General features: G+C 58.3%; 25 protein-coding genes and 3 tRNA genes. 23 read left to right on the top strand and 5 right to left on the bottom strand.

All coding sequences use genetic code 11. The annotated features are described in order from the left end of the window. The gene (locus QMG15_RS12085) at nt 1-1,041 is read right to left on the bottom strand and encodes a glycosyltransferase family 2 protein (RefSeq protein ID WP_281788790.1); all 1,041 of its coding nucleotides are present in this window, start codon (nt 1,039-1,041) and stop codon (nt 1-3) included. Between the two features lie 68 nt (nt 1,042-1,109). On the opposite strand from QMG15_RS12085, the gene argS reads away from it, so the two are divergent. From argS to QMG15_RS12045, 8 genes are all read left to right on the top strand, one after another. After that, complete coding sequence (argS, locus tag QMG15_RS12080) at nt 1,110-2,819, top strand: arginine--tRNA ligase (protein WP_281788789.1); 1,710 nt, start codon at nt 1,110-1,112, stop codon at nt 2,817-2,819. 20 nt (nt 2,820-2,839) lie between these two features. Then, nucleotides 2,840-3,526, top strand: a complete 687-nt coding sequence (locus QMG15_RS12075; protein WP_281788788.1) for an SPOR domain-containing protein — start codon at nt 2,840-2,842, stop codon at nt 3,524-3,526. A 17-nt stretch (nt 3,527-3,543) separates the two neighbouring features. Then, nucleotides 3,544-4,203 carry a thiol:disulfide interchange protein DsbA/DsbL gene (locus QMG15_RS12070; protein ID WP_281788787.1) on the top strand — a complete coding sequence of 220 codons (660 nt, stop codon included), beginning with the start codon at nt 3,544-3,546 and terminating at the stop codon, nt 4,201-4,203. 111 nt (nt 4,204-4,314) lie between these two features. Then, a complete protein-coding gene (lptA, locus tag QMG15_RS12065; RefSeq protein WP_281790140.1) occupies nt 4,315-4,833 on the top strand; it encodes a lipopolysaccharide transport periplasmic protein LptA in 519 nt (172 codons plus the stop codon). After that, the gene (lptB, locus tag QMG15_RS12060) at nt 4,830-5,612 is read left to right on the top strand and encodes an LPS export ABC transporter ATP-binding protein (RefSeq protein WP_281788786.1); all 783 of its coding nucleotides are present in this window, start codon (nt 4,830-4,832) and stop codon (nt 5,610-5,612) included. The genes lptA and lptB overlap by 4 nt, the downstream gene beginning before the upstream one ends. Nucleotides 5,613-5,715: 103 nt before the next feature. Beyond that, nucleotides 5,716-7,287 carry an RNA polymerase factor sigma-54 gene (locus QMG15_RS12055; protein ID WP_281788785.1) on the top strand — a complete coding sequence of 524 codons (1,572 nt, stop codon included), beginning with the start codon at nt 5,716-5,718 and terminating at the stop codon, nt 7,285-7,287. Between the two features lie 48 nt (nt 7,288-7,335). Next, complete coding sequence (locus QMG15_RS12050) at nt 7,336-8,751, top strand: THUMP domain-containing protein (RefSeq protein ID WP_281788784.1); 1,416 nt, start codon at nt 7,336-7,338, stop codon at nt 8,749-8,751. Next, entirely contained in the window at nt 8,748-9,194 is a 447-nt protein-coding gene (locus QMG15_RS12045) for a putative toxin-antitoxin system toxin component, PIN family (protein ID WP_281788783.1), read from the top strand. Before QMG15_RS12050 ends, QMG15_RS12045 begins: the two co-directional genes overlap by 4 nt. A 31-nt stretch (nt 9,195-9,225) precedes the next feature. On the opposite strand, the gene QMG15_RS12040 is transcribed toward QMG15_RS12045, so the two are convergent. Genes QMG15_RS12040 through apaG form a run of 4 tightly spaced genes read right to left on the bottom strand, consistent with a single transcriptional unit; the run spans nt 9,226 to nt 11,630 of the window. Next, a complete protein-coding gene (locus QMG15_RS12040; protein WP_281788782.1) occupies nt 9,226-9,741 on the bottom strand; it encodes a CinA family protein in 516 nt (171 codons plus the stop codon). Further along, nucleotides 9,738-10,226 (bottom strand): phosphatidylglycerophosphatase A, encoded by a 489-nt coding sequence (locus QMG15_RS12035; protein WP_281788781.1) that lies wholly within the window; start codon nt 10,224-10,226, stop codon nt 9,738-9,740. The genes QMG15_RS12040 and QMG15_RS12035 overlap by 4 nt, the downstream gene beginning before the upstream one ends. Before the next feature lie 10 nt (nt 10,227-10,236). After that, nucleotides 10,237-11,226: a thiamine-phosphate kinase gene (thiL, locus tag QMG15_RS12030; RefSeq protein WP_281788780.1), complete on the bottom strand. Its 990-nt coding sequence runs from the start codon at nt 11,224-11,226 to the stop codon at nt 10,237-10,239. An 11-nt stretch (nt 11,227-11,237) separates the two neighbouring features. Then, nucleotides 11,238-11,630 (bottom strand): Co2+/Mg2+ efflux protein ApaG, encoded by a 393-nt coding sequence (gene apaG, locus QMG15_RS12025; protein WP_108360464.1) that lies wholly within the window; start codon nt 11,628-11,630, stop codon nt 11,238-11,240. Between the two features lie 55 nt (nt 11,631-11,685). On the opposite strand from apaG, the gene rpe reads away from it, so the two are divergent. The 15 genes from rpe to QMG15_RS11950 all read left to right on the top strand — a co-directional run bounded on the left by rpe (nt 11,686) and on the right by QMG15_RS11950 (nt 23,916). After that, on the top strand, nt 11,686-12,375 hold the full coding sequence (rpe, locus tag QMG15_RS12020) for a ribulose-phosphate 3-epimerase (protein WP_281788779.1): 690 nt from the start codon (nt 11,686-11,688) through the stop codon (nt 12,373-12,375). 8 nt (nt 12,376-12,383) lie between these two features. After that, entirely contained in the window at nt 12,384-12,776 is a 393-nt protein-coding gene (locus tag QMG15_RS12015; protein WP_281788777.1) for a YkvA family protein, read from the top strand. 435 nt (nt 12,777-13,211) lie between these two features. Further along, nucleotides 13,212-15,065 (top strand): VCBS domain-containing protein, encoded by a 1,854-nt coding sequence (locus QMG15_RS12010; RefSeq protein WP_281788776.1) that lies wholly within the window; start codon nt 13,212-13,214, stop codon nt 15,063-15,065. Further along, on the top strand, nt 14,999-17,176 hold the full coding sequence (locus QMG15_RS12005) for a VCBS domain-containing protein (protein WP_348773332.1): 2,178 nt from the start codon (nt 14,999-15,001) through the stop codon (nt 17,174-17,176). Before QMG15_RS12010 ends, QMG15_RS12005 begins: the two co-directional genes overlap by 67 nt. A gap of 42 nt (nt 17,177-17,218) precedes the next feature. Next, entirely contained in the window at nt 17,219-17,590 is a 372-nt protein-coding gene (locus QMG15_RS12000) for a hypothetical protein (RefSeq protein WP_281788775.1), read from the top strand. A 100-nt stretch (nt 17,591-17,690) separates the two neighbouring features. Next, a complete protein-coding gene (gene gph / locus QMG15_RS11995; RefSeq protein WP_281788773.1) occupies nt 17,691-18,413 on the top strand; it encodes a phosphoglycolate phosphatase in 723 nt (240 codons plus the stop codon). Between the two features lie 205 nt (nt 18,414-18,618). Next, entirely contained in the window at nt 18,619-20,130 is a 1,512-nt protein-coding gene (locus tag QMG15_RS11990) for a chorismate-binding protein (protein ID WP_281788772.1), read from the top strand. Continuing rightward, nucleotides 20,127-20,696 (top strand): aminodeoxychorismate/anthranilate synthase component II, encoded by a 570-nt coding sequence (locus tag QMG15_RS11985; RefSeq protein ID WP_281788771.1) that lies wholly within the window; start codon nt 20,127-20,129, stop codon nt 20,694-20,696. Before QMG15_RS11990 ends, QMG15_RS11985 begins: the two co-directional genes overlap by 4 nt. 9 nt (nt 20,697-20,705) lie before the next feature. Further along, a complete protein-coding gene (gene trpD, locus QMG15_RS11980; protein ID WP_281788770.1) occupies nt 20,706-21,752 on the top strand; it encodes an anthranilate phosphoribosyltransferase in 1,047 nt (348 codons plus the stop codon). A gap of 10 nt (nt 21,753-21,762) precedes the next feature. Further along, nucleotides 21,763-21,924, top strand: coding sequence for a hypothetical protein (locus QMG15_RS11975; RefSeq protein WP_170108475.1), 162 nt, complete (start codon nt 21,763-21,765; stop codon nt 21,922-21,924). Further along, entirely contained in the window at nt 21,921-22,712 is a 792-nt protein-coding gene (trpC, locus tag QMG15_RS11970) for an indole-3-glycerol phosphate synthase TrpC (protein WP_281788769.1), read from the top strand. Before QMG15_RS11975 ends, trpC begins: the two co-directional genes overlap by 4 nt. Nucleotides 22,713-22,718: 6 nt before the next feature. Next, nucleotides 22,719-23,519, top strand: a complete 801-nt coding sequence (locus QMG15_RS11965; RefSeq protein WP_281788768.1) for a uracil-DNA glycosylase — start codon at nt 22,719-22,721, stop codon at nt 23,517-23,519. 60 nt (nt 23,520-23,579) lie between these two features. Then, nucleotides 23,580-23,665: transfer RNA gene (locus QMG15_RS11960), tRNA-Tyr, on the top strand. Between the two features lie 63 nt (nt 23,666-23,728). After that, nucleotides 23,729-23,802: transfer RNA gene (locus QMG15_RS11955), tRNA-Gly, on the top strand. Nucleotides 23,803-23,841: 39 nt separating this feature from the next. Then, nucleotides 23,842-23,916 (top strand) — tRNA-Thr (locus QMG15_RS11950). Nucleotides 23,917-23,949 lie beyond the last annotated feature (33 nt).

Raw genomic sequence — 23,949 nt, 5'->3', positions numbered from 1 at the left:
TTAGACGGGGTGCGGTGGGTCGTTGTCGATCACCGCAGGCGCTGTCGCTTTGACCGGCGCCAAAGACAAGCCCGCGCCCCAACGTTGGCTCACCAAATACATGGGGCGTTGTTTCACCTCTTCGTAAATGCGACCCACGTATTCAGCCAGGATGCCAATCGACAGCAGCTGAATGCCACTGAAAAACATCATGCCCACCACCAGTGTGGCGTAGCCCGGGACATCAATGCCCCAAACAAAATACTCGGCTACCACCCATGCGCCGTAGCCCAAAGCCAACATCGCCAGCATCAAGCCGGTGATGGTCAGGGCGCGCAACGGTGCGATGGAGAACGCCAATACGCCAGTCAGTGCCAACGCAAATGAGCCGCGCAAACCAAAGCTGCTTTCGCCCGCTGCGCGTGGCAGCGGCTCGTAGTCAATCGCGGTACTGGCAAAGCCCACCCAGGCGTACAAGCCCTTCATGAATCGGTTGCGCTCGGGCAGCTGCTTCAAGGCCTCCACCACGCGGCGATCCATCAGGCGGAAGTCGCCTGCGTGCGCGGGAATCTTCACGCGGTTGCCCATGTTGATGAGCTTGTAAAACATGCCTGTCAGCCCCGCGTGCAAGGCCGATTGGTCGTCACGTGTGCGGCGAATCGCGTACACCACGTCCGAGCCCTCACGCCAGCGCTTCACCATATCGGCAACCAGCGACACAGGGTGTTGGCCGTCGGCGTCCATCAGCACGACCACCTCGCCGCGTGCGGCGTCAATGCCCGCCGTCAGTGCGGCTTCTTTGCCAAAGTTGCGTGACAAGTTGATGCCCACCACCTCGCGGTGCGCTTCGCACAGCGCTTGAATGACCTGCGCCGTGTCGTCACGGCTGCCGTCGTTGATGAGCACGATTTCCACTTGCGAACCCAGTGCCTGCAAGGCTTGCAGCACCTGCGGCACCAAGGTGCCTAAGTTCTTGCCCTCGTTGTAGGCGGGCATGACGCACGACAGGGTGGGGGTGTATTGAAAACGGTCGGTGGGGGAGAGGTCGTGGGCGTCGCGCATGGGTACACATCATGCCAAAAAAATCGCCCACTCTTATGAAGGACAGGTCCGCCCCGTAAAATCTAGCCATGCTCCAAGTTAAACAAGAATTGCTGGCCGCCCTGAGCCAAGCCCTCGACGGTTTGTTGCCCGGCTCTGGCAACAAGGCTGCTTTTGAATCTCCTAAGGTCGCCGCGCATGGCGACTTCGCCATTACCGCTGCGATGCAGTTGGCCAAACCCCTCAAGCTCAACCCACGTCAGCTCGGCGAACAGCTGCGCGACGCGTTGCTGGCCGCGCCCGTGTACCAACAGTGGGTGCAAGACATCGAAATTGCAGGCCCCGGCTTCATCAACATCCGTTTGAAGCCTGCCGCCAAACAGCAAATCGTGCGCGAGGTGTTGGCTGCCAAAGAACAATTCGGCTTCCAAGCCGACAACGGTCAACGCGTGTTGGTCGAGTTTGTGTCTGCCAACCCCACCGGCCCGCTGCATGTGGGCCACGGCCGTCAAGCCGCGCTGGGCGATGCGATTTGTAATTTGTTTGCCACGCAAGGCTTCAACGTCTACCGCGAGTTTTATTACAACGACGCGGGCGTGCAAATCAACACCTTGGCCAAGAGCACGCACTTCCGCGCCCAAGGCATCAAACCCGGCGATGCCAGCTGGCCGGTGGACCCCGAGAACCCAGAGAGCAAAGCGTTTTACAACGGCGACTACATCCAAGACATCGCCACCGATTTCTTGGCTGGCAAAACCGTCAAGTCCGACGACCGCGAATTCACCGCCAGCGGTGATGTGAACGATGTGGACGGCATGCGCGAATTCGCCGTGGCCTACCTGCGTCACGAGCAAGACCTCGACTTGAAAGCCTTTGACGTCAAGTTCGACAACTATTACTTGGAAAGCAGCCTCTACACCAGCGGCAAAGTGGCCGATGCGGTGAGTCGCCTCCAAGCCGCAGGCAAAACCTACGAGCAAGACGGCGCCTTGTGGCTCAAGTCCACCGATTACGGCGACGACAAAGACCGTGTGATGAAAAAGACAGACGGCACGTACACCTACTTTGTGCCGGACGTGGCGTACCACATCACCAAGTGGGAGCGCGGCTTCACCAAGGTGGTGAACATTCAAGGCACGGACCACCACGGCACCATCGCCCGCGTGCGCGCTGGCTTGCAAGCCGCCAATGTGGGCATTCCCGAGGGCTACCCCGACTACGTGTTGCACACCATGGTGCGCGTGATGCGCGGCGGCGAGGAAGTGAAAATTTCTAAGCGCGCTGGCAGCTACGTGACCCTGCGCGATTTGATCGAGTGGACCAGCAAAGACGCCGTGCGCTTCTTCTTGCTGAGCCGCAAGCCCGACACCGAGTACACCTTCGACGTGGACTTGGCCGTGCAAAAGAACAACGACAACCCTGTGTACTACGTGCAATACGCGCATGCTCGCATTTGCTCGGTGCTGCGCGCATGGGTCGACAAAGACGGTGGCGATGTGGCTTCGCTCAAAGAGGTGGACTTGTCGGCGCTCGAAAGCCCACAAGCGCAAGCGCTTATGTTGCAGCTGGCCAAGTATCCCGCCATGCTCTCGGCAGCATCGGCCGACTTTGCGCCGCATGACGTGACTTTCTACTTGCGCGACCTGGCTGCTAGCTATCACAGCTACTACGATGCCGAGCGCATTTTGGTGGACGACGAAGCGGTCAAAAAAGCGCGACTTGCACTCGTGGCTGCCACCGCGCAGGTGCTGCACAATGGCTTGGCGGTGTTGGGCGTGTCAGCCCCCGCCAGCATGTAAATACGACGGAGACTTTGAGCATGAATCAGCAACGCGGCAGCACTTTGGTGGGCTTCATCATTGGTTTGGTGGTGGGCCTCGCCGTGGCCTTGGGCGTCGCGGTGTACGTGACCAAAGTGCCCATGCCTTTCATGAACAAAGGCCAAACGCGTTCGGCAGACTCCGACGCTGCCGAAGCCGAGAAGAACAAAGACTGGGACCCCAACGCACCGCTGTACGGCAAAAAGGGCGCTAAGTCGGGCGACAAAGCCGATGAAGCCAAAGCAGAGCCTAAGCCAGACGCCGCGGTCAAGGTTGACCCCAAGAGTGCAGACCCCTTGGGTGATTTGGCCAAAGTGAAAGCCGCTGAACCCAAGTCAGAGCCCAAAGCAAAGCCAGAGGCAAAAGCACCTGAAGCCCCGCCTGCAGAAACAAAAGCGCCCCAACCCAAAGCCGCTGAACCTGTTGCCGAGGCTAAGCCCGCCAGCACGGACCCATTCATTTACTTTGTCCAAGCTGGCGCCTATCGCAGCAACGACGAAGCCCAAGCGCAACGCGCCAAAACCGCCTTATTGGGCTTAGACGCCAAAATCAGCGAGCGCGACCAAGGCGGCCGCACGGTCTACCGCGTGCGTGTGGGCCCGATGGACAAAGTTGAAGCCGAGCGCGTGCGCGCCAAGCTCGAAGCTGCTCACATTGATTCCGCCATGGTGCGGGTGCAACGTTAAACACCAAGAGGTAACCCATGAAACGTCGTGATTTTTCTTTAGCCGCCATCAGCGCAGCGTCTGTGGCTGGTCTGCCCTTGGCTGCGCAAGCACAAAGCCCTGCCGCTGCCAAAAAGCCGGTGGAAGGCACGGATTACCTGTCGCTCGACAAGCGCGTGCCGACCGATGTGGGCGCAGGCAAGATTGAGTTGATCGAGTTTTTTTGGTACAGCTGCCCGCATTGCAATTCGTTTGAGCCGCAGTTTGCTGCGTGGGTCAAAGCGGCCCCTAAAGACGTGGTGGTTCAGCGCGTGCCCGTGCGCTTCCGTGACGACTTTGAAGCGCAACAACGTGCGTATTACGTGTTTGAGTCGCTCGGCTTGGTGGATGCCATGCACGGCAAACTGTTCCATGCCATTCACACCGAGCGCCAGCAGCTCAACACCGCACCCGTCTTGGCGGCTTGGGCTAACAAAAATGGTTTGCCTGAGAAGAAGTTTTTGGATACCTTCAACAGCTTTGGCGTCGCCACCAAAGCACGCCGCGCCACGCAGCTGCAAGACGCGTTCAAGGTCCAAGGCGTGCCTGCCTTGGGCGTGGCTGGCCGCTTCTACACAGACGGCTCGCTGACCCAAACCATGGACCGTGCCTTGCAGGTTGCTGAATACCTCATCGGCGAAGTACGCCGCGGCCGCTAACTCCAGCTGGGTCAGCACGAAAATTGCTTTGTTGATGGTTAGAATGCCATCAACTTAACGAGCAATATTCGTGCCTTGACTTCATTTGCTTCTTTCTCCCTCGCTTTGCTGATGGCCATCGTGCCGGTAGCGGCGTCTGCAGAAAAAGCAGATCGTGAGAAGCCCACCCACATCGAAGCCGACAGCTTGGTTCATGACGAGTTGAACCAAGTCAGTATCTTCACCGGACGTGCCGTGTTGACCCGAGGCACGATGGTGATGCGCGGCACGCGCATTGAGATGCGCGAAGACGCCGATGGTTATCAATTTGGCGTCATCCTTCCTGAGCCGAACAAGCGTGCTTTCTTTCGCCAAAAGCGAGAAGGCAATGACGAGTTCATGGAAGGCGAGGCTTTGCGCATCGAATTTGATGGCAAAGCAGACCGCGTCAAACTCATCGACAACGCCGAAGTGCGCCGCTACCGCGGTGCTGTGTTGAATGACACGATGACCGGCAAACTCATCATTTATGAAAACCTGACCGATGTCTTCAGCATCGATGGCCAACGCACCAAAGCAGGCGGCAAGGCCAGCGGTGGTCGGGTGCGTGCCGTGTTGGCGCCACGCAGCAAAACATTGGATAAACCGTGATCGAAACGCTTTCACCCACACACACCGCTGAGACCACAGAGAGTCGTTTGGAAGCCCGCCACTTGGAAAAATCCTATGGCAGCCGCAAGGTCGTGCACGACGTGTCGATTTCTGTGAAAAAAGGTGAGGTCGTGGGCTTGCTCGGCCCCAACGGCGCGGGTAAAACTACCTCGTTCTACATGATCGTGGGCTTGGTGCGCGCCGACGGTGGCAGCATCACCATCGATGGTCAGCCGGTGGCACATTTGCCCATTCACCGCCGCTCGCGTTTGGGTTTGAGTTATTTGCCACAAGAAGCCTCCATCTTTCGCAAACTGAATGTGGAAGACAACGTGCGCGCCGTGTTGGAGCTGCAACGCGGTGAAGACGGCAAGCCACTCAAGCACGAGGAAATTGAAACCCGCTTGACCTCGCTGCTGCAAGAGTTGCGCGTGGACCATTTGCGTGCATCGCCTTCTGTGGCGCTCTCCGGCGGTGAGCGCCGTCGCGTAGAGATCGCGCGCGCCTTGGCCACCAACCCGCGCTTCATTTTGTTGGATGAGCCGTTCGCTGGCATCGACCCGATTGCGGTGATTGAGATTCAGCGCATCATTGGCTTCTTGAAAGCGCGTGGCATGGGCGTGCTCATCACCGACCACAACGTGCGCGAAACGCTGGGCATTTGCGACCACGCGTGCATCATCAGTGATGGCCGTGTGCTGGCGCAGGGCACGCCGCGCGAAATCATCGAGAACGCCGACGTGCGTCGCGTGTACCTCGGCGAACATTTCCGAATGTAGGCATGCAGACCCCCACGCTCATCACTTCGTGTTTCGCTGCCCCCCGAGGGGGCCTTCGCGCCTTGGGGCGGCCCTTTGTCGCTCATCGTTTCGGAGCGAAACGATGAAGCAAGGCTTATCACTCCGCGTCTCCCAACATCTGGCGCTCACGCCGCAGTTACAGCAGTCGATCCGACTGTTGCAGTTGTCCACCTTGGAGTTGAGCCAAGAGATTGAGCAAATGCTCGACGAGAACCCGTTTCTCGACAAAGAGTTTGAAGAAGCGCCGCGCGAAGAGTTTGGCCTCGACAAAGCCGATGCCCCTACCCGTGACGAAGAAGTCGAGCCTGTCCGCGAAGTGCCATCGCTCGATGGCGGCATGTCTGAAATCAGCGTGGACAACACGGCCAGTGACACCGAACCCAGCGTGGATGGCGTGGCCGAAAGCTGGGATGGTGATGGCAGCGTGGAGTTCTCAGCCGACGATTCTGAGTGGGGCGGCGACGCACCCGCCAGCAATAACAACAACACCGCCGACAGCGACACCGCAGACGCCACCGAGCTGGCGCGCATGCAAGAGTCGCTCACCTCGCATTTGCACCGTCAAGCTTTGGCTTTGCGCTTGAGCCCTACTGACCAAGCGGCCTTGCGCTACTTGATTGAAAACCTCAACGACGACGGCTACCTCGAAGACACGCTGCGCAGCTTGGCCGAAGGTTTGGGTGGTGACGATGAAGAGGAAATTGAAGAACTCGAACACCGCTTCCAAGTGGCCTTGTCGCTGCTGCAAAGCCTAGAACCTGTGGGTGTGGGCGCGCGTGATTTGGCCGAGTGTTTGACGCTGCAACTCAAAGCCTTGACGCCCAAAGGCGAAGAAGCTTTGCAGATTCGCGACACCGCCATTCTCATGTGCAAGCAGCCCATGGAGATGTTGGCCAAGCGCGATTTCAAACGCTTGGCGGTCATCGTGGGTGACAGCGAAGCCAATGTCAAAGTGGCCATTGCCCTGATTGGCCGTCTAGAGCCCAAGCCCGGCCGTCGTTTTGCCGATGTGGAGCGCCATGTGGTGGTGCCTGATGTGTTGGTGACGCGCGTGGGCAAGTCGACCATGACGCCAAAATTCAAAGTGGCATTGAACCCCGATGTGATGCCTCGCTTACGTGTGCACGACATCTACGCCAATGCCCTCAGAGGCGGCAAGGGCGAAGCGCATGCGGGCTTGCAACAGCGTTTGCAAGAAGCGCGTTGGTTCATCAAGAACATCCAACAACGCTTTGACACCATCTTGCGTGTGAGCAATGCGATTGCTGAGCGCCAGAAAAACTTCTTCATCCACGGCGAACTCGCCATGCGCCCGATGGTGCTGCGCGAGATTGCCGAGGAGCTGGGGCTGCACGAATCCACCATCAGCCGCGTGACGACCAACAAATACATGAGCACCCCTTTTGGGACGTTTGAGCTCAAGTATTTCTTCGGTTCAGGGTTGGAGACGGACAGCGGCAACAACGCCTCCAGCACGGCGGTGCGCGCGCTCATCAAGCAATTTGTGGCGAGCGAAAACCCCAAAAAGCCGCTGTCGGATAATCAGCTCTCCGAAATGCTCAAAGAGCAAGGCATTGAGTGCGCCCGCCGCACCGTGGCCAAATACCGTGAGGCGCTGCGCATTGCGCCCACGACATTGCGCAAGGCCCTCTGATAACTTGCGGGACAGGCCCAATTTGCGCTGTCCTCAACTGGTGAAACTATGAATCAATTACATCTCTTCTTGCCCTGTGCGGCAGGCGTCGAATCCTATTTGGCCGAGGAAGTGCGCCGCATCACCGGCGTGGGCGACGACGACTTGCGCGCTTTCCGTGCTGGCGTGATGGTGCGCGCCTCGTGGCGCGATGTGTTGTTGCTCAACCTGCACAGCCGCTTGGCGCAGCGCGTGTTGGTGGAGTTGTCGCACACCCAATATCGCCAAGAGGAAGACCTGTACCGCGCGGCCTGCGAGGTGGCGTGGGAGCTGTGGTTCTCGCCCAAAGAGTCTTTCAAAATCGAAATCACCGCGCAGCACAGCCCGCTCAAGAGCTTGAACTTTGCGGCGCTCAAAATCAAAGACGCAGTGGCCGACCGCTTCCGTCACAAGTTTGGCGTGCGCCCCGATGTCAACACGCAATGGCCCGATGCCCGCATCTACGCCCACCTGACCACCGAAAATTGCACGCTGTATATCGACACCTCGGGCGAGCCCTTGTTCAAGCGCGGCTGGCGCGCTGACAAAGGCGATGCGCCTTTGAAAGAAACACTCGCTGCCGCCATGCTGGCCGCTAGCGGTTGGAGCCAAGGCGACGGCACAGCGGCCAACCCCGAAGGCCTCGTGGCCCAAGGCGTGCCGCTGTATGACCCGTGTTGCGGCAGCGGCACCATCGCGGTGGAAGCGGCGCAAATCGCCTGCAACATTGCACCGGGTTCGATGCGCAAATTTGGCTTCCAAAAACTCATTCCTTACCAAGAGCATGTCTGGCACGGCTTGCTCGACAACGCGCGCGCGCAAGAGTGCGAGCCGCGTGCGCCGATTTACGGCAGTGACGTGGCCTTTCGTATGGTCGACTTCGCGCAACGCAACGCCGAGCGCGCAGGCGTGGCCCACGCCGTGCAGCTGCGCGGTGGCGATGCCTTGCAGCGTATGCCCCCCAGCGATGTGCCGGGCGTGATGCTGGTCAACCCACCGTATGGCGAACGTATCGAAGCCGCAGGCATTGCGGGCGCGGCGCGCCGTGCGCGCTACTCGCCGCCCACCGACTATGTGTCGCCCTACGAAGACGTCAACCAAAACGGCGATGCAGGTTTTGATGACGAATCGTTTGACCATGGCATGGTGCGCGACGACGTCCCACGCTTTGGCGCACGCGACATTGCGCAGACCGAAGATGGTGGCGATTTCTTTGCCCAACTCGCGAGCCATTGGAAGAAAAACTACCCCGGCTGGACGGCATGGATGTTGACGCCCGACCTGAAACTGCCAAGCCGCATGCGCTTCAAAGAATCGCGCCGCGTGCCCATGTGGAACGGCCCGATTGAGTGCCGCATGTTCCGCTTTGACTTGCGTGCGGGTTCGATGCGCAACAAGCCCAACGACGCGCAGCCCCCAGAGGGCAACGCGCCGTCAACATCGTGAGCGGCGCTGTCGATGTAGCACCCGCGCGCGTGGTGCTTGACACCAACATCGTGCTGGATTTGTGGCTCTACCAAGACGCGGCCACGCCGGTGTTGTTGGCGGCGCTCACAAACAAGACGGTGCAATGGCTGGCCACGCAAGTCATGCGTGATGAGCTAGAGCGCGTGTTGGCCTACACCCACATCGTCAAACGGTTGGCGTTCAGTCAACTCACCGCGCAAGACATCTTGGCGCAGTTTGATGCACATGCGCAGCTGGTGCCTATCGCGCCCAAAGCGCTGTTTGTGTGCAAAGACGGTGATGACCAAAAGTTCATAGATTTGGCGGCACAACACCAAACCCAACTCATCAGCAAAGACAGAGCGGTGTTGACCATGCGTAACCGCATGGCGCGTTTGGGCGTGGCGGTGGGTAAGGTTTTTCCAGCGACTTTGCCGGTTTGATGTGCGCTTGATGGCGCGCGAGGTGTCTTGCTCAGTGCTGTTGCAGTAAGTTCAGCAAAGTGTTGAGCGCATGTTGTGTCGTGGCTTCGCGCACCGCAGCGCGGTCGCCAGCGAAGTGCATCAACTCAGTTTTGACCCACGCGGTTTCAGCGCCCAATGTGGGGCCAGCATCGCTGGGGGTGGCCCACGCCAACCACACCGTGCCCACAGGCTTGTCTGCCGAACCCCCTGTGGGGCCTGCCACACCTGTCACGGCCACAGACACTTGCGCGCGTGAGTGGCGCAAAGCACCCAAGGCCATCGCTTGTGCGACGGCTTCACTCACTGCACCATGCTGCGCAATCAACGCAGCGTCGACGCCCAGCATCTCGTGTTTGGCTTCGTTCGAGTAGGTCACAAAGCCGCGTTCAAACCAGTTGCTAGAGCCGGACAAATCCGTGCAGTTCGCGGCAATCAGGCCGCCCGTGCAACTCTCGGCGGTGGCCAGCATCCAGCCGTGTTGTTGCAACACGTCGGCCAGTTGTTCCGTCACAGTGTGTGCACTCATAACGACCTCCAAATAGCGATCACCAACAAGGTACAAAACGCAGCCACCAAGTCATCAAAGATGATGCCCCAGCCCCCACGCCAACCAAACCCTTTGAACAGGCTGTCGGCCCAGCGCACAGGGCCAGGCTTGGCCGCATCAAAGTAGCGAAACAAGACAAACGCACCCAGTTGGCCCCAGAACGTGGCGGGCGTCACCAGCCACAACACCAACCAAAACGCAATCACCTCGTCCCACACAATCGCGCCGGGATCTGCCACGCCCATGTGCTGTGCGGTGACTGTGCAAGCCCACCAGCCCACCAACGTGGACGCCGCAATCAGCATGCCCATTTGTAGCGGGGTCAACCAAATTTGCAAGAGTAAAAACACGGCCCATGCCCACAAGGTGCCTGCTGTGCCCGGTGCCAAACGCGACAGGCCCGAGCCTGCGCCGAGTGCAATGAAGTGGGCGGGGTGGGAGAGTAAAAAACGGCGGTTCAGCATCTGAGGCCTGTCATGCGAAATGGTCAAACGACGCAAAGCGTTTGGCAATGGGTTGACCTTGCGGGTCAAGTACCACCAAGCCAAGTTCTTGTGTGATGCGGCCAATGCGTGTGACGGGCGTGTGGGTTTCCCATGCGGCGGCATGCACCAGTTCGCGTTGGTTCACGGGTGCGGTGAAGCACAGCTCGTAGTCGTCGCCGCCTGAGAGGGCGAACTCTAGGCGTTTGTTCCAAGGCAGCTCGACCAGCACGGGCGTGATGCCTGCGGGCAAGCGTGCTTCGCCAAAGCTGCCTGCGGCTTGCAGCCAAGTGGTGTCAATCTGCGCGCCCACGCCTGAGCGTTTGAGGATGTGGCCTAGGTCGCCCAACAAACCATCGCTCACATCAATCGCCGCGTTGGCTACAGCGCGCAGTGCGCTACCCAATGCAACGCGGGGGGTGGGTTGCTCCATGCGCAAACGCGCTTGCTCGAAGGCTTCGCCTGACAGGGCGTGCGTGCCGCGAAACACTTCGAGTGCCAAGCGCGCATCGCCCACTGTGCCGCTGATGTAAATGTCATCACCCACTTGTGCGTTTTGGCGCAGCAGCGCGTCGCCTGGGGGCACTTCGCCAAAGACGGTGATGCAAATGTTCAGCGGTCCTTGCGTGGTGTCGCCGCCCACCAGCTCGCAGCCGTGGGCATCGGCCAAGCGCAGCAAGCCGCTCGAAAAACCTGCCAGCCATGCTTCGTCCACGCGTGGCAAAGAGAGCGCGAGGGTGAAGGCCAAAGGCTCTGCGCCCACAGCAGCCAAATCGCTCAGGTTCACGGCCAAGGCTTTGTGGCCCAAACGGGCGGGGTCGACCGTGCTTAAGAAGTGGCGGCCTTCCACCAACATGTCGCTCGACACCGCCAGCTGCATGCCGGGTGTGGTGTTGAGCAAGGCGCAGTCGTCACCCACGCCGAGTGCGGCTTTGTGTGTGGGGCGCTTGAAGTAGCGCTCGATGAGGTCAAATTCACCCATGACGTTTGGCCTTAGTGCAAGTTGCGGTTGCCCGGCTCATCGCTGAGCGCATCGAGCACAAACATGGGGATGTCGACATCAAACTTTTCCCCGTCTTCAGCCACGCAAAAGTAGCTGCCGTGCATGGTGCCCGTGGGCGTGCGCAGACGGGTGCCGCTGGTGTACTCAAACTGTTCACCGGGCTGCAGCAAGGGCTGGTGGCCCACCACACCTAGGCCTTTGATTTTTTCGTGCGTGCCGTTGGCGTCGTTCACGTTCCAGGTGCGCGAGATGAGCTGTGCCGCCACATGGCCCGCGTTGGTGATGGTGATGGTGTAAGCGAAGGTGTACAAGCCACCGTCTGGGTCGGACTGCTCAGGCAGGTATTGCGGGTGAACTTCGACTTGGAATTTGTAGCGTGGCATAGGGTGATTTTGGCCTAAGCCAGCTACCCCTCTCGGAGGGTGAAATAATCACCCCATGACCAGCCCACGCACCCCATTCAACATCGCGCCCTCCATCTTGTCTGCCGATTTCGCCCGTTTGGGTGATGAAGTGAAAAACGTCATCGCCGCTGGCGCTGATTGGATTCACTTTGACGTGATGGACAACCACTATGTGCCCAACCTCACGTTTGGCCCCATGATTTGCCAAGCCTTGAAGCCGCACGCCAAAACGCCAGCCGGCGTGGCCGTGCCCATCGACGTGCATTTGATGATTTCGCCTGTGGATGCTTTGGCCGCTTCGTTTGCCGAAGCCGGTGCGGACTACATCAGCTTTCACCCAGACGCCAGTGCCCATGTGCACCGCAGCATCCAAGCCATCAAGAGCAAGGGCGTGAAAGCGGGTTTGGTGTTCAACCCTGCCGAGCCTTTGGACGTGCTGGAATGGACGATTGACGAGATTGATCTCATCCTCATCATGAGCGTCAACCCCGGCTTTGGTGGCCAAAGCTTCATCGACTCGGCCCTGCGCAAAGTCGAGCTGGCTCGCAAGTGGATTGAGCGCAGCGGCAAAGACATTCGCCTTGAAGTGGACGGCGGCATCAAGCCCGACAACATCCGCCAAGTGGCCGATGCAGGCGCCGACACCTTTGTGGCGGGCAGCGCGATTTTTGGTAAGCCTGACTACAAAGCGGTGATTGACCAAATGCGCGTGGCCTTGGCCTGACTTTAGAAATGACGGACTCAGCGACACCGCCTTCCGTCATTTCTCGCTTGAAAACGTGGGCCCGCGGCATCAAGCGCGATGTGGTGACGGTCTACTTTGCCGCGCGCGACCCGCAAGCGCCTGTGGGTGCGCGCCTCTTGGCGGGTTTGGTGGCCGCCTATGCGCTCAGCCCCATTGATTTGATTCCCGATTTCATTCCCGTCTTGGGCTATTTGGATGACTTGCTCATCGTGCCTCTCGGCTTGCTGTTGGTCATGCGCTTCATGCCCGACGACGTGCTGGCCAACGCCCGTGCCAAAGCCGACAGCTTGTTCGCCAAGCCGCGCAGTCTGTTGGCTGCGGCGTGCTTTGTGCTCATCTGGTTGGCACTCGGGTTTTACATAGCACTTTGGCTGCTGTGAGCAGGATTTATTCCCTGTCTCATCCAAAGCAAAACACCTAAATTCATCAGCATGCAGTCGAGGCACTTTGCCTTGAGCTTTGCGGTTGTTCTCTGGTTTTTTATCGTCCGTGTTTTTGCTCGGTGTGATGCCCGCAGATTACCCAAGTCAGTGGTCTGACTGATCACGACATTTCAAAAATAAAGAAGTTAACCGAGTCAGTCGTCAGGCTTGAAATAGTGGCGCTGTGCTTTTTCGAGAGCTGCTTTAAAGGCTTTTTACTTTTGCTAGAAAAGCTTGAGCGCCGCCCGAAAAAAAGGTAACTCTCACCCATGTAAACCAATTGGCATGTGGCTTTGAACGCCTAAAGATCAGAAAATTTATTGATCACAAAACAGGTACGCACTATTTCGCGCGACAGCCTTTGTCGTTTCAAAGAAATCAACACATTGCATCATGGCTAAAACAATCAGATTCATCGTCAACACAGGCAAAGCTCAAACCACTCAAACCTTTGACGTGACGCAGGGTAGCGTGCAGGGGCAACCCATGCGCATTCAAGCGGTCAACGGTGCGCGTTACCAGTTGCAAGACCCCGCCGCCAACAACACGGCTCCTCAAAACCTACGTATCAAGCGTTTAGGTAAGAACCTGCACATTAGCTTGGAGGGCAGTGCGGAATCAGATCTGATCATCGAGGGCTATTACGATGCACCCCCTGAGATGGACGGACAAGGCAGTGTGTACGGCCGCGCTGAAGACGGCAAGCTCTACGAGTACAGCTCGCAAGCCGCAGGTGCATCGCCTGCACCCATGGCGCTGCAAGATGGCGCTCCTGCTTTGAGCCAAACGCTGGGCGGTGTGGAAATGGAGGAGGGTTACGAACTTAGTAACTTGTCCGTTTCAGGTGATGGGTTTGGTGGTTTTGTGACGAGTCTGGTTGGTGTCGCGGTGGTCACGAACAATCGCGAAAAAATCGACAACAAAGTTACCGTTGCGGTGAACAAAATCGAGGCCTACAACAATGGCGACGGCACCACGCCCGCTGCACTGACTCTGCAAGATTACGTTGATGCCGGTGTGAGCGGTGTCACGGCTCACAACTTGGCCGTCGTCAACGCCAAAGTGCTTGCCGCCTCAACAGGTGGCGCCGACACGACCGCAGAGGTGCAAGCGCTGGTCACCGCCGCTGTCGGCGCCTACGATGCCAGTTTGAATTTGATTGCAACGTACGCCGAAACCGGCGTCACCGCACCCGCACTGGGCGACTACACCCATGTGGGTGTAGTGGGCGTCACCATGGGCAACCTCGCGGCCATCAACAGCGCGATCAATGCCCAAGCTGGCGCTGACAACGTTGTGGGAAATGCCAACGACCGCGAGGGTGCAGACACCGCTGTAGCAGTGCAAAGCATCGTCAGCGCTTACAACGCAATCTTGTCTGCCGCTGACGGCGTCGACAACACCGCCAACAGTGCCAACCCCACCCAAACGCAATACGCAAGCATCGGCGTCAAGGGCGTGAGCACCGACGCGCATGCGAGCTTGTTGGGCGACATCATTGACAGGCTCGCTTCTTCGGCGGTTGATACCGTTGCTAAAGTGCAGGCTTTGGCGGACGCGGTGGCAGCTGTCTTGACGGGTGCGGCCAATGGCACCGCACCGACGTTGGTGCAGTTGTCGTCCTTAGGCTTGGCGAACGTCAATACCAACAACATTGCGTTGGTGCAAGCCACTCTTGCAGGCACTGCCAACGATGGGTCTGATGTAGACACTTGGGCAGAGTTGCAAGCGCTGATCCGCTCGGTGAATACCCCCGCCATCATCGGTGGCGACACCACCAAGGTACTGACCGAAGCCAATGCGGCACTCAGCACCGGCGGCACTTTGACAATCACCGATGCAGACGGTTCCCCAACGTTTACAGCCCAAACCAATATCGCAGGCAGCAACGGCTACGGTGCGTTCAGCATTGACGCCGCGGGTGTGTGGACGTACACGATGAACGGCGCGCACGACGCGTTTGTGGGCGGCACGGCATATACCGACAGCCTCACGGGTGCGGCGGTCGACGGCACGCAGCAAGTGGTGACCGTCACCATCACAGGCACGAATGATGCGGTTGTGATCAGTGGCACCAGCACGGCGGCAGTGACAGAAACCAACACAGCGCAAAGCGCAAGCGGCACGCTCGTTCCCACTGACGTGGATGGCACAGCAACGCCTTTACAGCCCAAACCAATATCGCAGGCAGCAACGGCTACGGCACCTTCAGCATCGACACCGCGGGTGCATGGATGTACACGATGAACAGCGCGCACGATGTGTTTGTGGGCGATCAAAGCTACACCGACAGCATCACGGTTGCGGCGATCGACGGCACGCAACAAGTGCTGACCATCACCATCACCGGAACCAATGATGCAGCCATCATCAGCGGTACCAGCACCGCAACGTTGACCGAAACCAACGCAGCGCAAACCGCAACAGGCACGTTGACCAGTGGCGATGTAGATGGCACAGCCAACTTGTTCACGGCGCAAACCAGCGTGACAGGCAGCAACGGCTACGGTGCGTTCAGCATCGACGCCGCGGGTGTGTGGACGTACACGATGAACGGCGCGCACGACGCGTTTGTGGGCGGCACGGCATATACCGACAGCCTCACGGTTGCGGCGATAGACGGCACACAACAAGTGGTGACCGTCACCATCGTCGGCAGCAACGATGCTGCTGTGATTAGCGGCGCCAGCACCGCCGCGTTGACCGAAACCAACGCAGCGCAAACAACAACAGGCACGTTGACCAGTGCCGACGTAGATGGCACAGCCAACGTGTTCACCGCACAAACCAGTGTGGCTGGCAGTAACGGCTACGGTGCGTTCAGCATTACCAGCGGTGGTGTGTGGACGTACACGATGAACAGCGCGCACGATGCGTTTGTGGGCGGTCAAAGCTACACCGACAGCATCACGGTTGCAACGGCCGACGGCACGCAACAAGAGGTGACCGTCACCATCACTGGCAGCAACGATGCGCCGACGACGGCTCTGATCACTTACACGTGCATGGAAGAAACGCCAGCCCCTATCAACGGCACAACGACGGGTACCGCCCTCGCTGATTTACCAGCGCTCGCTGGGAAAGATGCCGAGGGGACTGTCGTGGGCTTGGCAATCGTCAGTCCAACCTCGAACGGCTATGCCACGCTCTGGTTCAGCCTGAACGGTGGTACGACATGGACCAGTTTGAGCACAGTCGCGGGACTGTCTTTCACAAATGCTTTGGTATTGGATAGAACCGCACGCATTTATTTTCAACCTGGAAGTGACAAGTCGGGCGCTAATCTGGCCAGCATCACGCAGTACGCTTGGGATGGAACCGATGGGGCAGTCTCCGGTTCGAGGGTTGATTTGACTGGTAAGACCGGGGTCAGTGGTGCTTACTCTGCTGCTTCTAACTTCTTGAAGGTTTCGGTCACCGACATCAACGATGTACCCTCTCTGACCGCGACGGCCACAGGCGGCCCCTACACGGGAGCGGCAGTGACTGCTTTTAGCAGCGCTAGCGTGTACGCTGGTGGCTCCATGGGCGAGAGTTCACAAAAATTCATCAAACTAGTTCTCACGGTCAGCGGCTTGGCCGATGGTGCGAGCGAGCAGCTCACAGTTGATGGCAGTACGTTCAGTTTGACGGATGGCTCCACAGGCGTCACATCTACCAATGGCGTTAGCTACACCGTAAGCCTGACAGGAACAACGGCGACTGTCACTTTAGACAAGGCTGCAGGCGTTGCCTCTGCCGCATTCAACACCTTGGTGAATAGCATTGCGTACAGCGATGTGGCAAGTGTCCGTACGTCTGGCAACCGCGTGATTAGGCTCACCACGCTGCAAGACAGTGGCGGCGTGACCAGCGGTGGCATTGATACCGCCACGTTAAATTTAGCGAGCACGGTTAACGTGCAGGCGACTGTCCCCGTGGTCTTTGACCTCAACCGCGACGGCACCTTCAGTTACAGCCAGGTGGTGATGGATGTCAATGGCGATGGCTTGTTGGACAAAACCGCTTGGGCAGGCGCACAAGACGGTGTGTTGGTGTGGGACAAATACGCTGACGCTCAAGTGCATGACGCCAGCCAATACGCGTTTGCGCAGTACGGTGGCCGCACCGACTTGCAAGGCTTGGCCGCAGGGTTTGATACCAACTTGGATGGCAAGTTCAACGCGCAAGATACTAAGTTTGCCCAATTCAAAATCTGGCAAGACCTGAATCAAAACGGCATCAGCGACGCAGGCGAAGTGCGTAGCTTGGCCGATTGGGGCATTGCCGAGATCAACCTCAGCAGTGATGGCGTGGTGCGCACACCCGCCGCAGGTGTGGCCGAAGCAGGTCGTGCCACAGCCACAACCACCGATTGATCAATCCTCTTGGTGGCCGATGCAAGCTTTGACAGCGCCCCCTTGGACTACAGCATAACGGTTGCCAACACCCCGCAAACGGGTGCCACGCTGAGCGTGCTGGGCAGCGGTATGAGCATTGACTTGTCGCGCTTCATTGCGCAGCACGGTGCGATTGCAGAGGTTGATCTCAGTGGCACGGGGGCCAACACTTTGACACTCAGTTTGAATGACGTGTTGCAGGGCGCATCTGCCAATATCTTGAAGGTGACTGGCGATGCCGACGATGTGCTGAGCGTACAACTCGCCACCGACTGGGCCAATACCGGTTCAGTTGTGGCCAGCAACGACCACAGCTACGTGGTGTTCAGCGCCAATGCCAATTCGGCGGCTCAGCTGTTGATCGACCAACATTTGTTGATCCACGCGTCATAAGCGCTGAACTCACAACCAACTTGAAGGCCCGCGTTTCACAAGGACGTAGGCCTTTTTTCTTGTGTGTCGCGTGAGAGGTGTTGTCTGTCAAAATCCACCCATGTTTCCGAACGCTATTCATTTGCAAGCCGCCATCGTTGATCTTGATGGCACGATGATCGACACCTTGGGCGATTTTGAAATTGCCTTGAACCGTTCGCTGGCCGATTTAGATTTGCCGTGCGTGACCCGCGCCTTGGTCGAGCGCACCGTGGGCAAGGGTTCCGAGCATTTGATTCGTTCGGTGTTGGCGCATCAGTTGGCTTTGCCCGAAGTCAAAGGCCTCACCAACGTGTGCGATGCACGCAGTGTGGAGAACTTGTATGAAGCCGCTTGGCAGCGTTACCAGCACCACTACCTCGCCATCAATGGCGAGTTCGCGCTTGTGTATCCGGGCGTGGTCGAAGGCTTGCAACAGTTGCGCGAAGCGGGTTTGCAACTGGCGTGCCTGACCAACAAGCCGTTGTCATTTGCCAAGCCTTTGCTACAAGCCAAAGGCTTGGATGCGTTTTTCACCCACGTCTTTGGTGGTGACAGCTTTGAGCGCAAAAAGCCAGACCCGCTGCCCTTGCTCAAAACCTGCGAGGCCTTGGGCGTGAGCCCCAAGCAGGCGTTGATGGTGGGCGACTCCAGCAACGACGCCCAAGCCGCCCGTGCCGCGGGCTGCCCCGTGGTCTTGGTGCGCTATGGCTACAACCACGGAGAACCCGTGGATGGGGTGGATGCCGACGCCCACGTGGATACCCTGACCCACATCGCGCAAGCGCTGGCCCGCTTGGGTTGAGCGTTTGCTAAACTGAGCCCATGTTCATTCATCGCAGCACTGTCACAGGTTGTCATGACCGGGGAGCTTGGCCCTGGCGTACGCCGTCGTTTGCGCTCGTCTAAAGCACGCCTTGCCGTGCCCGCGCTGATGCACTTTTTTGCTGCTCAGCACTTGTCCGAATGAACGCCCCAAGGCTTATGGGGCAGAGCTGTGGAGGCTCACGATGACTGAAACTGAATTCAAACAATTGGCCCAAGAGGGCTACAACCGCATCCCGTTGGTGGCCGAGGCCTTTGCCGACTTAGAAACCCCGCTTTCGCTTTATTTAAAACTGGCCCATGTGCAAAACAAGGGCGAGCGCAGCTTTTTGCTGGAGTCCGTGGTGGGTGGCGAGCGCTTTGGGCGCTACAGCTTCATTGGCTTGCCCGCGCGCACGTTGTTGCGTGCCAGTGGTTTTGGCTCAGAGGCGAAGACCGAGGTGGTGACCGATGGCGTGGTGGTCGAAACCCACGCAGGCAACCCGCTTGACTTTGTGGCCGATTACCAAAAGCGTTTCAAAGTGGCGCTGCGCCAGGGTTTGCCGCGTTTTTGCGGTGGCTTGGCGGGCTACTTTGGCTACGACACGGTGCGCCACATCGAAAAGAAATTGGTGCACTCCTGCCCACCCGATGACCTCGGCATGCCCGACATCTTGCTGCTGCAAACCGAAGAGTTGGCGGTGATTGACAACCTCTCAGGCAAGCTCTCGCTCATCGTTTACGCAGACCCTGGGCAGCCCGATGCCTACGCCAAAGCCCATGCGCGTTTGGCGGAGTTGAAGCTGCGCCTGAAAGCGCCCGCGCAAGCCCCATCTATTGCGCCTTGCGCCAGCCACCCCGCCGAGCGCAGTTTTGCGAAAGACGATTACCTGGCCGCTGTGTTGCGTGCCAAAGACCTGATTGCAGCTGGCGACTTCATGCAAGTGCAAGTGGGTCAGCGGATTCATAAAAAGTTCACTGCCAGCCCGCTGTCCTTGTACCGTGCGCTGCGTTCATTGAACCCCAGCCCGTACATGTATTACTACAACCTCGGCGACGCCTACGTGGTGGGTGCATCGCCTGAGATTTTGGTGCGCCAAGAGTCCACGCCCGAAGGGCAAAAAGTCACCATCCGTCCCTTGGCCGGTACGCGCCCACGCGGTGCCACGCCCGAAGCTGACAAGGCGGCAGAGGTGGAACTCATCAACGACCCCAAAGAGCGTGCCGAGCATGTGATGTTGATTGACCTCGCGCGCAACGACATTGGACGCATTGCTAAAACAGGTAGCGTCAAAGTGACCGAGGCCTTTGTGGTGGAGCGTTACAGCCATGTGATGCACATCGTGAGTAACGTCGAAGGCTTGTTGCTCGACGGTGCAGATGGCAAGCCACTCACCAGCATGGACGTGCTCAAAGCCACGTTCCCTGCGGGCACGCTGACGGGGGCGCCCAAAGTGCATGCGATGGAATTGATTGACCAGCTCGAACCTACCAAGCGCGGTTTGTATGGCGGCGCTTGCGGCTACCTCAGCTTTGCGGGTGACATGGACGTGGCGATTGCCATTCGTACCGGCATCATCAAAAACGACACGCTCTATGTGCAAGCCGCCGCAGGCGTGGTGGCCGACTCGGTGCCCGAGTTGGAGTGGAGAGAAACCGAACACAAAGCGCGCGCCTTGTTGCGTGCCAGCGAGTTGGTCGAGGAGGGCTTGGAATGAAAAAGCTCAAACTCCTCATGGTCGACAACTACGACAGCTTCACCTTCAACATCGTTCAATACTTTGGCGAGTGGGGTGCTGAGGTCGAGGTGTTTCGCAACGACGAAATTACACTCGAAGGTATTGCGGCACGCAAGCCGGACCGCTTGGTGATTTCGCCCGGCCCTTGCTCGCCAGCTGAGGCGGGTATTTCGGTGGCGGCCATTCAACACTTTGCAGGCAAGTTGCCTATTCTTGGTGTGTGCCTTGGTCACCAAAGTATTGGCGCCGCGTTTGGCGGCAACGTCATTCGTGCGCAAGAGTTGATGCACGGTAAAACCAGTGTCATCACCACCACGCAAGAGGGTGTGTTTGCCGGGCTGCCCGAGAAGTTCACGGTCAACCGTTACCACTCGCTCGCGATTGAACGTGCGTCTTGTCCCTCGTGTCTCAAGGTCACGGCGTGGACGGATGATGGCGAAATCATGGGTGTGCGCCATACTGAGTTAGACATTCAGGGCGTGCAGTTTCACCCTGAATCTATCCTGACCGAGCATGGCCACGCCATGCTGAAAAACTTTTTGTAAAGGCTGGCTATGACAACCACCATGCACGCAATCACGCCACAAGAAGCGTTGCAGCGCGTCATCGAGCACCGTGAGATTTTTCATGACGAGATGCTGCACATCATGCGCCTCATCATGTCGGGCGAAATGTCGCCGGTCTTGATGTCGGCGTTCATCACCGCTTTGCGCGTGAAGAAAGAAACGATCGGCGAAATCACCGCCGCAGCACAAGTGATGCGCGAGTTCTCCACCAAGGTGGACGTGCCCGACCGCACCCACATGGTGGACATCGTGGGCACAGGCGGTGATGGTTCGCACACCTTCAACATCTCGACGTGTTCGATGTTTGTGGTGGCGGCTGCGGGCGGCAAAGTCAGCAAGCACGGTGGTCGCAGCGTGAGCAGCAAAAGCGGCAGCGCCGATGTGTTGGAGAGCTTAGGCGTCAACATCAATTTGCCACCTGCGCAAATTGCCAAGTGCATTGCCGATGTGGGCATTGGTTTTATGTTCGCACCCAACCACCACCCCGCAATGAAAAACGTGGCACCAGTTCGCAAAGAACTGGGTGTGCGCACCATCTTCAACATCCTCGGCCCCCTCACCAATCCTGCCGGCGCACCCAACATCTTGATGGGTGTGTTTCACCCGGATTTGGTGGGCATTCAAGTGCGTGCTTTAGAGCGCTTGGGCGCTGATCATGTGCTGGTCGTTTATGGCCGCGATGGTTTGGATGAGGTGTCCTTGGGTGCATCGACTTTGGTCGGTGAACTCAAAGACGGCAAGGTGCGCGAGTACGAAATTCACCCCGAAGACTTTGGTTTTGCCATGAGCAGCAACCGCGCTTTGCGCGTGGAAACGCCCGAGCAATCGCGTGCCATGTTGCTGGGCGTGTTGGACAACCAAGCGGGTCCTGCGCGTGACATCGTGGTGCTGAACGCGGGCGTGGCTTTGTATGCCGCCAACGTGGTGGGCAGCATTGAGGCGGGCATTGCGCGTGCGCGTGATGTCTTGGCGTCAGGTGCGGCCAAAGCCAAGCTGGACCAACTGGTCACCGTGGCGCATGCGTTGTCGGCCTGAGGTCTGAGTGATGTGGAATAACCCCGAGGCATGGATTGCCATTGGTGTCTCGGTGGGGTTTGTGGTTGCAGGCGTGGTGATGCATCGCGTGTTTGTGAATGTTTTGAAAAATGAGTCGTCAAATGACGATCACCATGTGTCGCCTGAGCGCGAAAAGAAAGCCAAGTCATGAGTGACATCCTGAACAAAATCGTTGCTGTCAAACACCAAGAGGTGGCAGCGGCCTTGCAACGCAAATCGTTGGCGGCCATGCGCGCCGATGCCGAAAGCCGCGTGCTCACGCGCGACTTCGTGGGCGCATTGCGCGCCAAGATTGCCGCAGGCTTGCCCGCGGTGATTGCCGAAATCAAAAAAGCCAGCCCATCCAAAGGCGTGATTCGCGAAGACTTCATTCCTGCTGACATCGCGCAAAGCTATGCCGAGCACGGTGCGGCATGTTTGTCGGTGTTGACGGATAAGGACTTTTTCCAAGGCCAAGTGGATTACCTCAAGCAAGCGCGCGCCTCGTGCGACTTGCCCGTGCTGCGCAAAGACTTCATGGTCGATCCGTACCAGGTGTACGAGGCCCGTGTGATGGGCGCAGACTGCATCTTGCTGATTGCCGCGTGCTTGACGGATACGCAAATGGCCGAGATGGAAGCGATTGCGCGTAACCTCGACATGGCGGTGTTGGTCGAGGTGCACGATGCGGACGAGCTGCAACGCGCGCTCAAACTCAAAACGCCGTTGGTGGGTATCAACAACCGCAACCTGCGCACCTTTGAGGTGTCGCTCGACACCACGATTGACATGCTCAAAGACGTGCCTGCTGACCGCTTGCTCATCACCGAGAGTGGCATCGTGCAACGCAGCGACGTGCAAAAAATGCGCGATGCGAACGTGCATGCGTTCTTGGTGGGTGAGGCGTTCATGCGCGCACCCGATCCCGGCGTGGCGTTGGCTGAATTGTTTGCGGCTTAATCGCGCATGACAGGCGATTTGTTTGGCGTTGCTGCGTCGGTTGAGCCGCAAGCGCCACGTTTGACCCAATGGTCGCCCACCGACTGGTCAACGCAGCCTGATTGGCGGCCTGTGCTGGATGCGTTTTGGCGCAGCGCGCAAGGCGTGTCGTTGGCGTCATTTGTGCAATCGCGCTTAGATGCTGGTGTGGTGGTCTATCCCAAGCATCCCTTGTGGGCGTTGCAGCTCACGCCTTTGTCGCAAGTGAAGGTGGTCATTCTGGGTCAAGACCCCTATCACGGGCCGCACCAGGCGCAGGGCTTGTCTTTTTCTGTCGCACCCGGCGTGAAGATCCCGCCTTCTTTGCGCAACATTTTCAAAGAGTTGCAGCGCGACTTGGGTCAAGCGGCTCCCCCTCATGGCTCGCTCGAGGCTTGGGCTAAGCGCGGCGTGTTGTTGCTCAACACCAGTTTGACCGTGGAGGATGGTCAGCCCGCCAGCCACGCCAAACGCGGCTGGGAGCAGCTGACCGATGCTTTGTTGGCTGAGGTGGCACGCACAGCGCCTGCCTGTGTTTACATGTTGTGGGGCGCGCACGCGCAAGCCAAGGTCGAGATCGTTGAGCGGGAGACCGCCAGTCAGTCGCCTGGTTTTGTGGGGTTGCGCGATGGCGCAGCGCAAAAACGCGCGGCGTTGGTGCTCAAAGCCAACCATCCCTCGCCGCTGTCAGCCTTGCGCCCGCCGCAGCCTTTCATTGGCTGCGGTCATTTTTCGCAGGCCGCAGCATGGCTGGCTCAACATAATCTGGACTTGGATTGGAATTTGTGAGTCATTTAGGTCCAAAGATTCGCGAATACCCTAAAACTCTGCTATAGTTCGCGATTCGCCGGAGGGGTGCCCGAGTGGCTAAAGGGGGCAGACTGTAAATCTGTTGGCTTACGCCTACACTGGTTCGAATCCAGTCCCCTCCACCAGCGAAAACCAACAAGTAGAAGTGCCGGTAGGCCTGCAACTGTGACGATCTTTTCTGATCCGATGCGGGAGTAGTTCAATGGTAGAACCCTAGCCTTCCAAGCTAATGACGCGGGTTCGATTCCCGTCTCCCGCTCCACCTGTGGTTTTCGATGGATTGATTGGCGATCAATGTTTTGCCCTTGTGGCTCAGTGGTAGAGCACTCCCTTGGTAAGGGAGAGGTCGCGGGTCCGATTCCCGCCAAGGGCACCAGATTTTTTGTGATTGACCTATTTTTTTTCGGAG

Source organism: Limnohabitans sp. INBF002 (assembly GCF_027924905.1).
In the GTDB taxonomy this organism is placed as follows: domain Bacteria; phylum Pseudomonadota; class Gammaproteobacteria; order Burkholderiales; family Burkholderiaceae_C; genus Limnohabitans.
The sequence above is the reverse complement of the archived record's forward strand: the minus strand, read 5'-3'. Positions and strand labels throughout refer to the sequence as shown.

Excerpts from the sequence above, each read along its gene's own strand:
- thiL (WP_281788780.1), bottom strand. The coding sequence starts at position 11,226 with ATGGGTGAATTTGACCTCATCGAGCGCTACTTCAAGCGCCCCACACAC.
- QMG15_RS12055 (WP_281788785.1), top strand. The coding sequence starts at position 5,716 with ATGAAGCAAGGCTTATCACTCCGCGTCTCCCAACATCTGGCGCTCACG.
- QMG15_RS11975 (WP_170108475.1), top strand. The coding sequence starts at position 21,763 with ATGTGGAATAACCCCGAGGCATGGATTGCCATTGGTGTCTCGGTGGGG.
- trpD (WP_281788770.1), top strand. The coding sequence starts at position 20,706 with ATGACAACCACCATGCACGCAATCACGCCACAAGAAGCGTTGCAGCGC.
- QMG15_RS12085 (WP_281788790.1), bottom strand. The coding sequence starts at position 1,041 with ATGCGCGACGCCCACGACCTCTCCCCCACCGACCGTTTTCAATACACC.
- QMG15_RS12050 (WP_281788784.1), top strand. The coding sequence starts at position 7,336 with ATGAATCAATTACATCTCTTCTTGCCCTGTGCGGCAGGCGTCGAATCC.
- QMG15_RS12070 (WP_281788787.1), top strand. The coding sequence starts at position 3,544 with ATGAAACGTCGTGATTTTTCTTTAGCCGCCATCAGCGCAGCGTCTGTG.
- QMG15_RS12040 (WP_281788782.1), bottom strand. The coding sequence starts at position 9,741 with ATGAGTGCACACACTGTGACGGAACAACTGGCCGACGTGTTGCAACAA.
- lptA (WP_281790140.1), top strand. The coding sequence starts at position 4,315 with ATGGCCATCGTGCCGGTAGCGGCGTCTGCAGAAAAAGCAGATCGTGAG.
- QMG15_RS12075 (WP_281788788.1), top strand. The coding sequence starts at position 2,840 with ATGAATCAGCAACGCGGCAGCACTTTGGTGGGCTTCATCATTGGTTTG.
- QMG15_RS11985 (WP_281788771.1), top strand. The coding sequence starts at position 20,127 with ATGAAAAAGCTCAAACTCCTCATGGTCGACAACTACGACAGCTTCACC.
- QMG15_RS12035 (WP_281788781.1), bottom strand. The coding sequence starts at position 10,226 with ATGCTGAACCGCCGTTTTTTACTCTCCCACCCCGCCCACTTCATTGCA.
- QMG15_RS11965 (WP_281788768.1), top strand. The coding sequence starts at position 22,719 with ATGACAGGCGATTTGTTTGGCGTTGCTGCGTCGGTTGAGCCGCAAGCG.
- rpe (WP_281788779.1), top strand. The coding sequence starts at position 11,686 with ATGACCAGCCCACGCACCCCATTCAACATCGCGCCCTCCATCTTGTCT.
- QMG15_RS12010 (WP_281788776.1), top strand. The coding sequence starts at position 13,212 with ATGGCTAAAACAATCAGATTCATCGTCAACACAGGCAAAGCTCAAACC.
- apaG (WP_108360464.1), bottom strand. The coding sequence starts at position 11,630 with ATGCCACGCTACAAATTCCAAGTCGAAGTTCACCCGCAATACCTGCCT.
- trpC (WP_281788769.1), top strand. The coding sequence starts at position 21,921 with ATGAGTGACATCCTGAACAAAATCGTTGCTGTCAAACACCAAGAGGTG.
- gph (WP_281788773.1), top strand. The coding sequence starts at position 17,691 with ATGTTTCCGAACGCTATTCATTTGCAAGCCGCCATCGTTGATCTTGAT.
- QMG15_RS11990 (WP_281788772.1), top strand. The coding sequence starts at position 18,619 with ATGACTGAAACTGAATTCAAACAATTGGCCCAAGAGGGCTACAACCGC.
- QMG15_RS12015 (WP_281788777.1), top strand. The coding sequence starts at position 12,384 with ATGACGGACTCAGCGACACCGCCTTCCGTCATTTCTCGCTTGAAAACG.
- argS (WP_281788789.1), top strand. The coding sequence starts at position 1,110 with ATGCTCCAAGTTAAACAAGAATTGCTGGCCGCCCTGAGCCAAGCCCTC.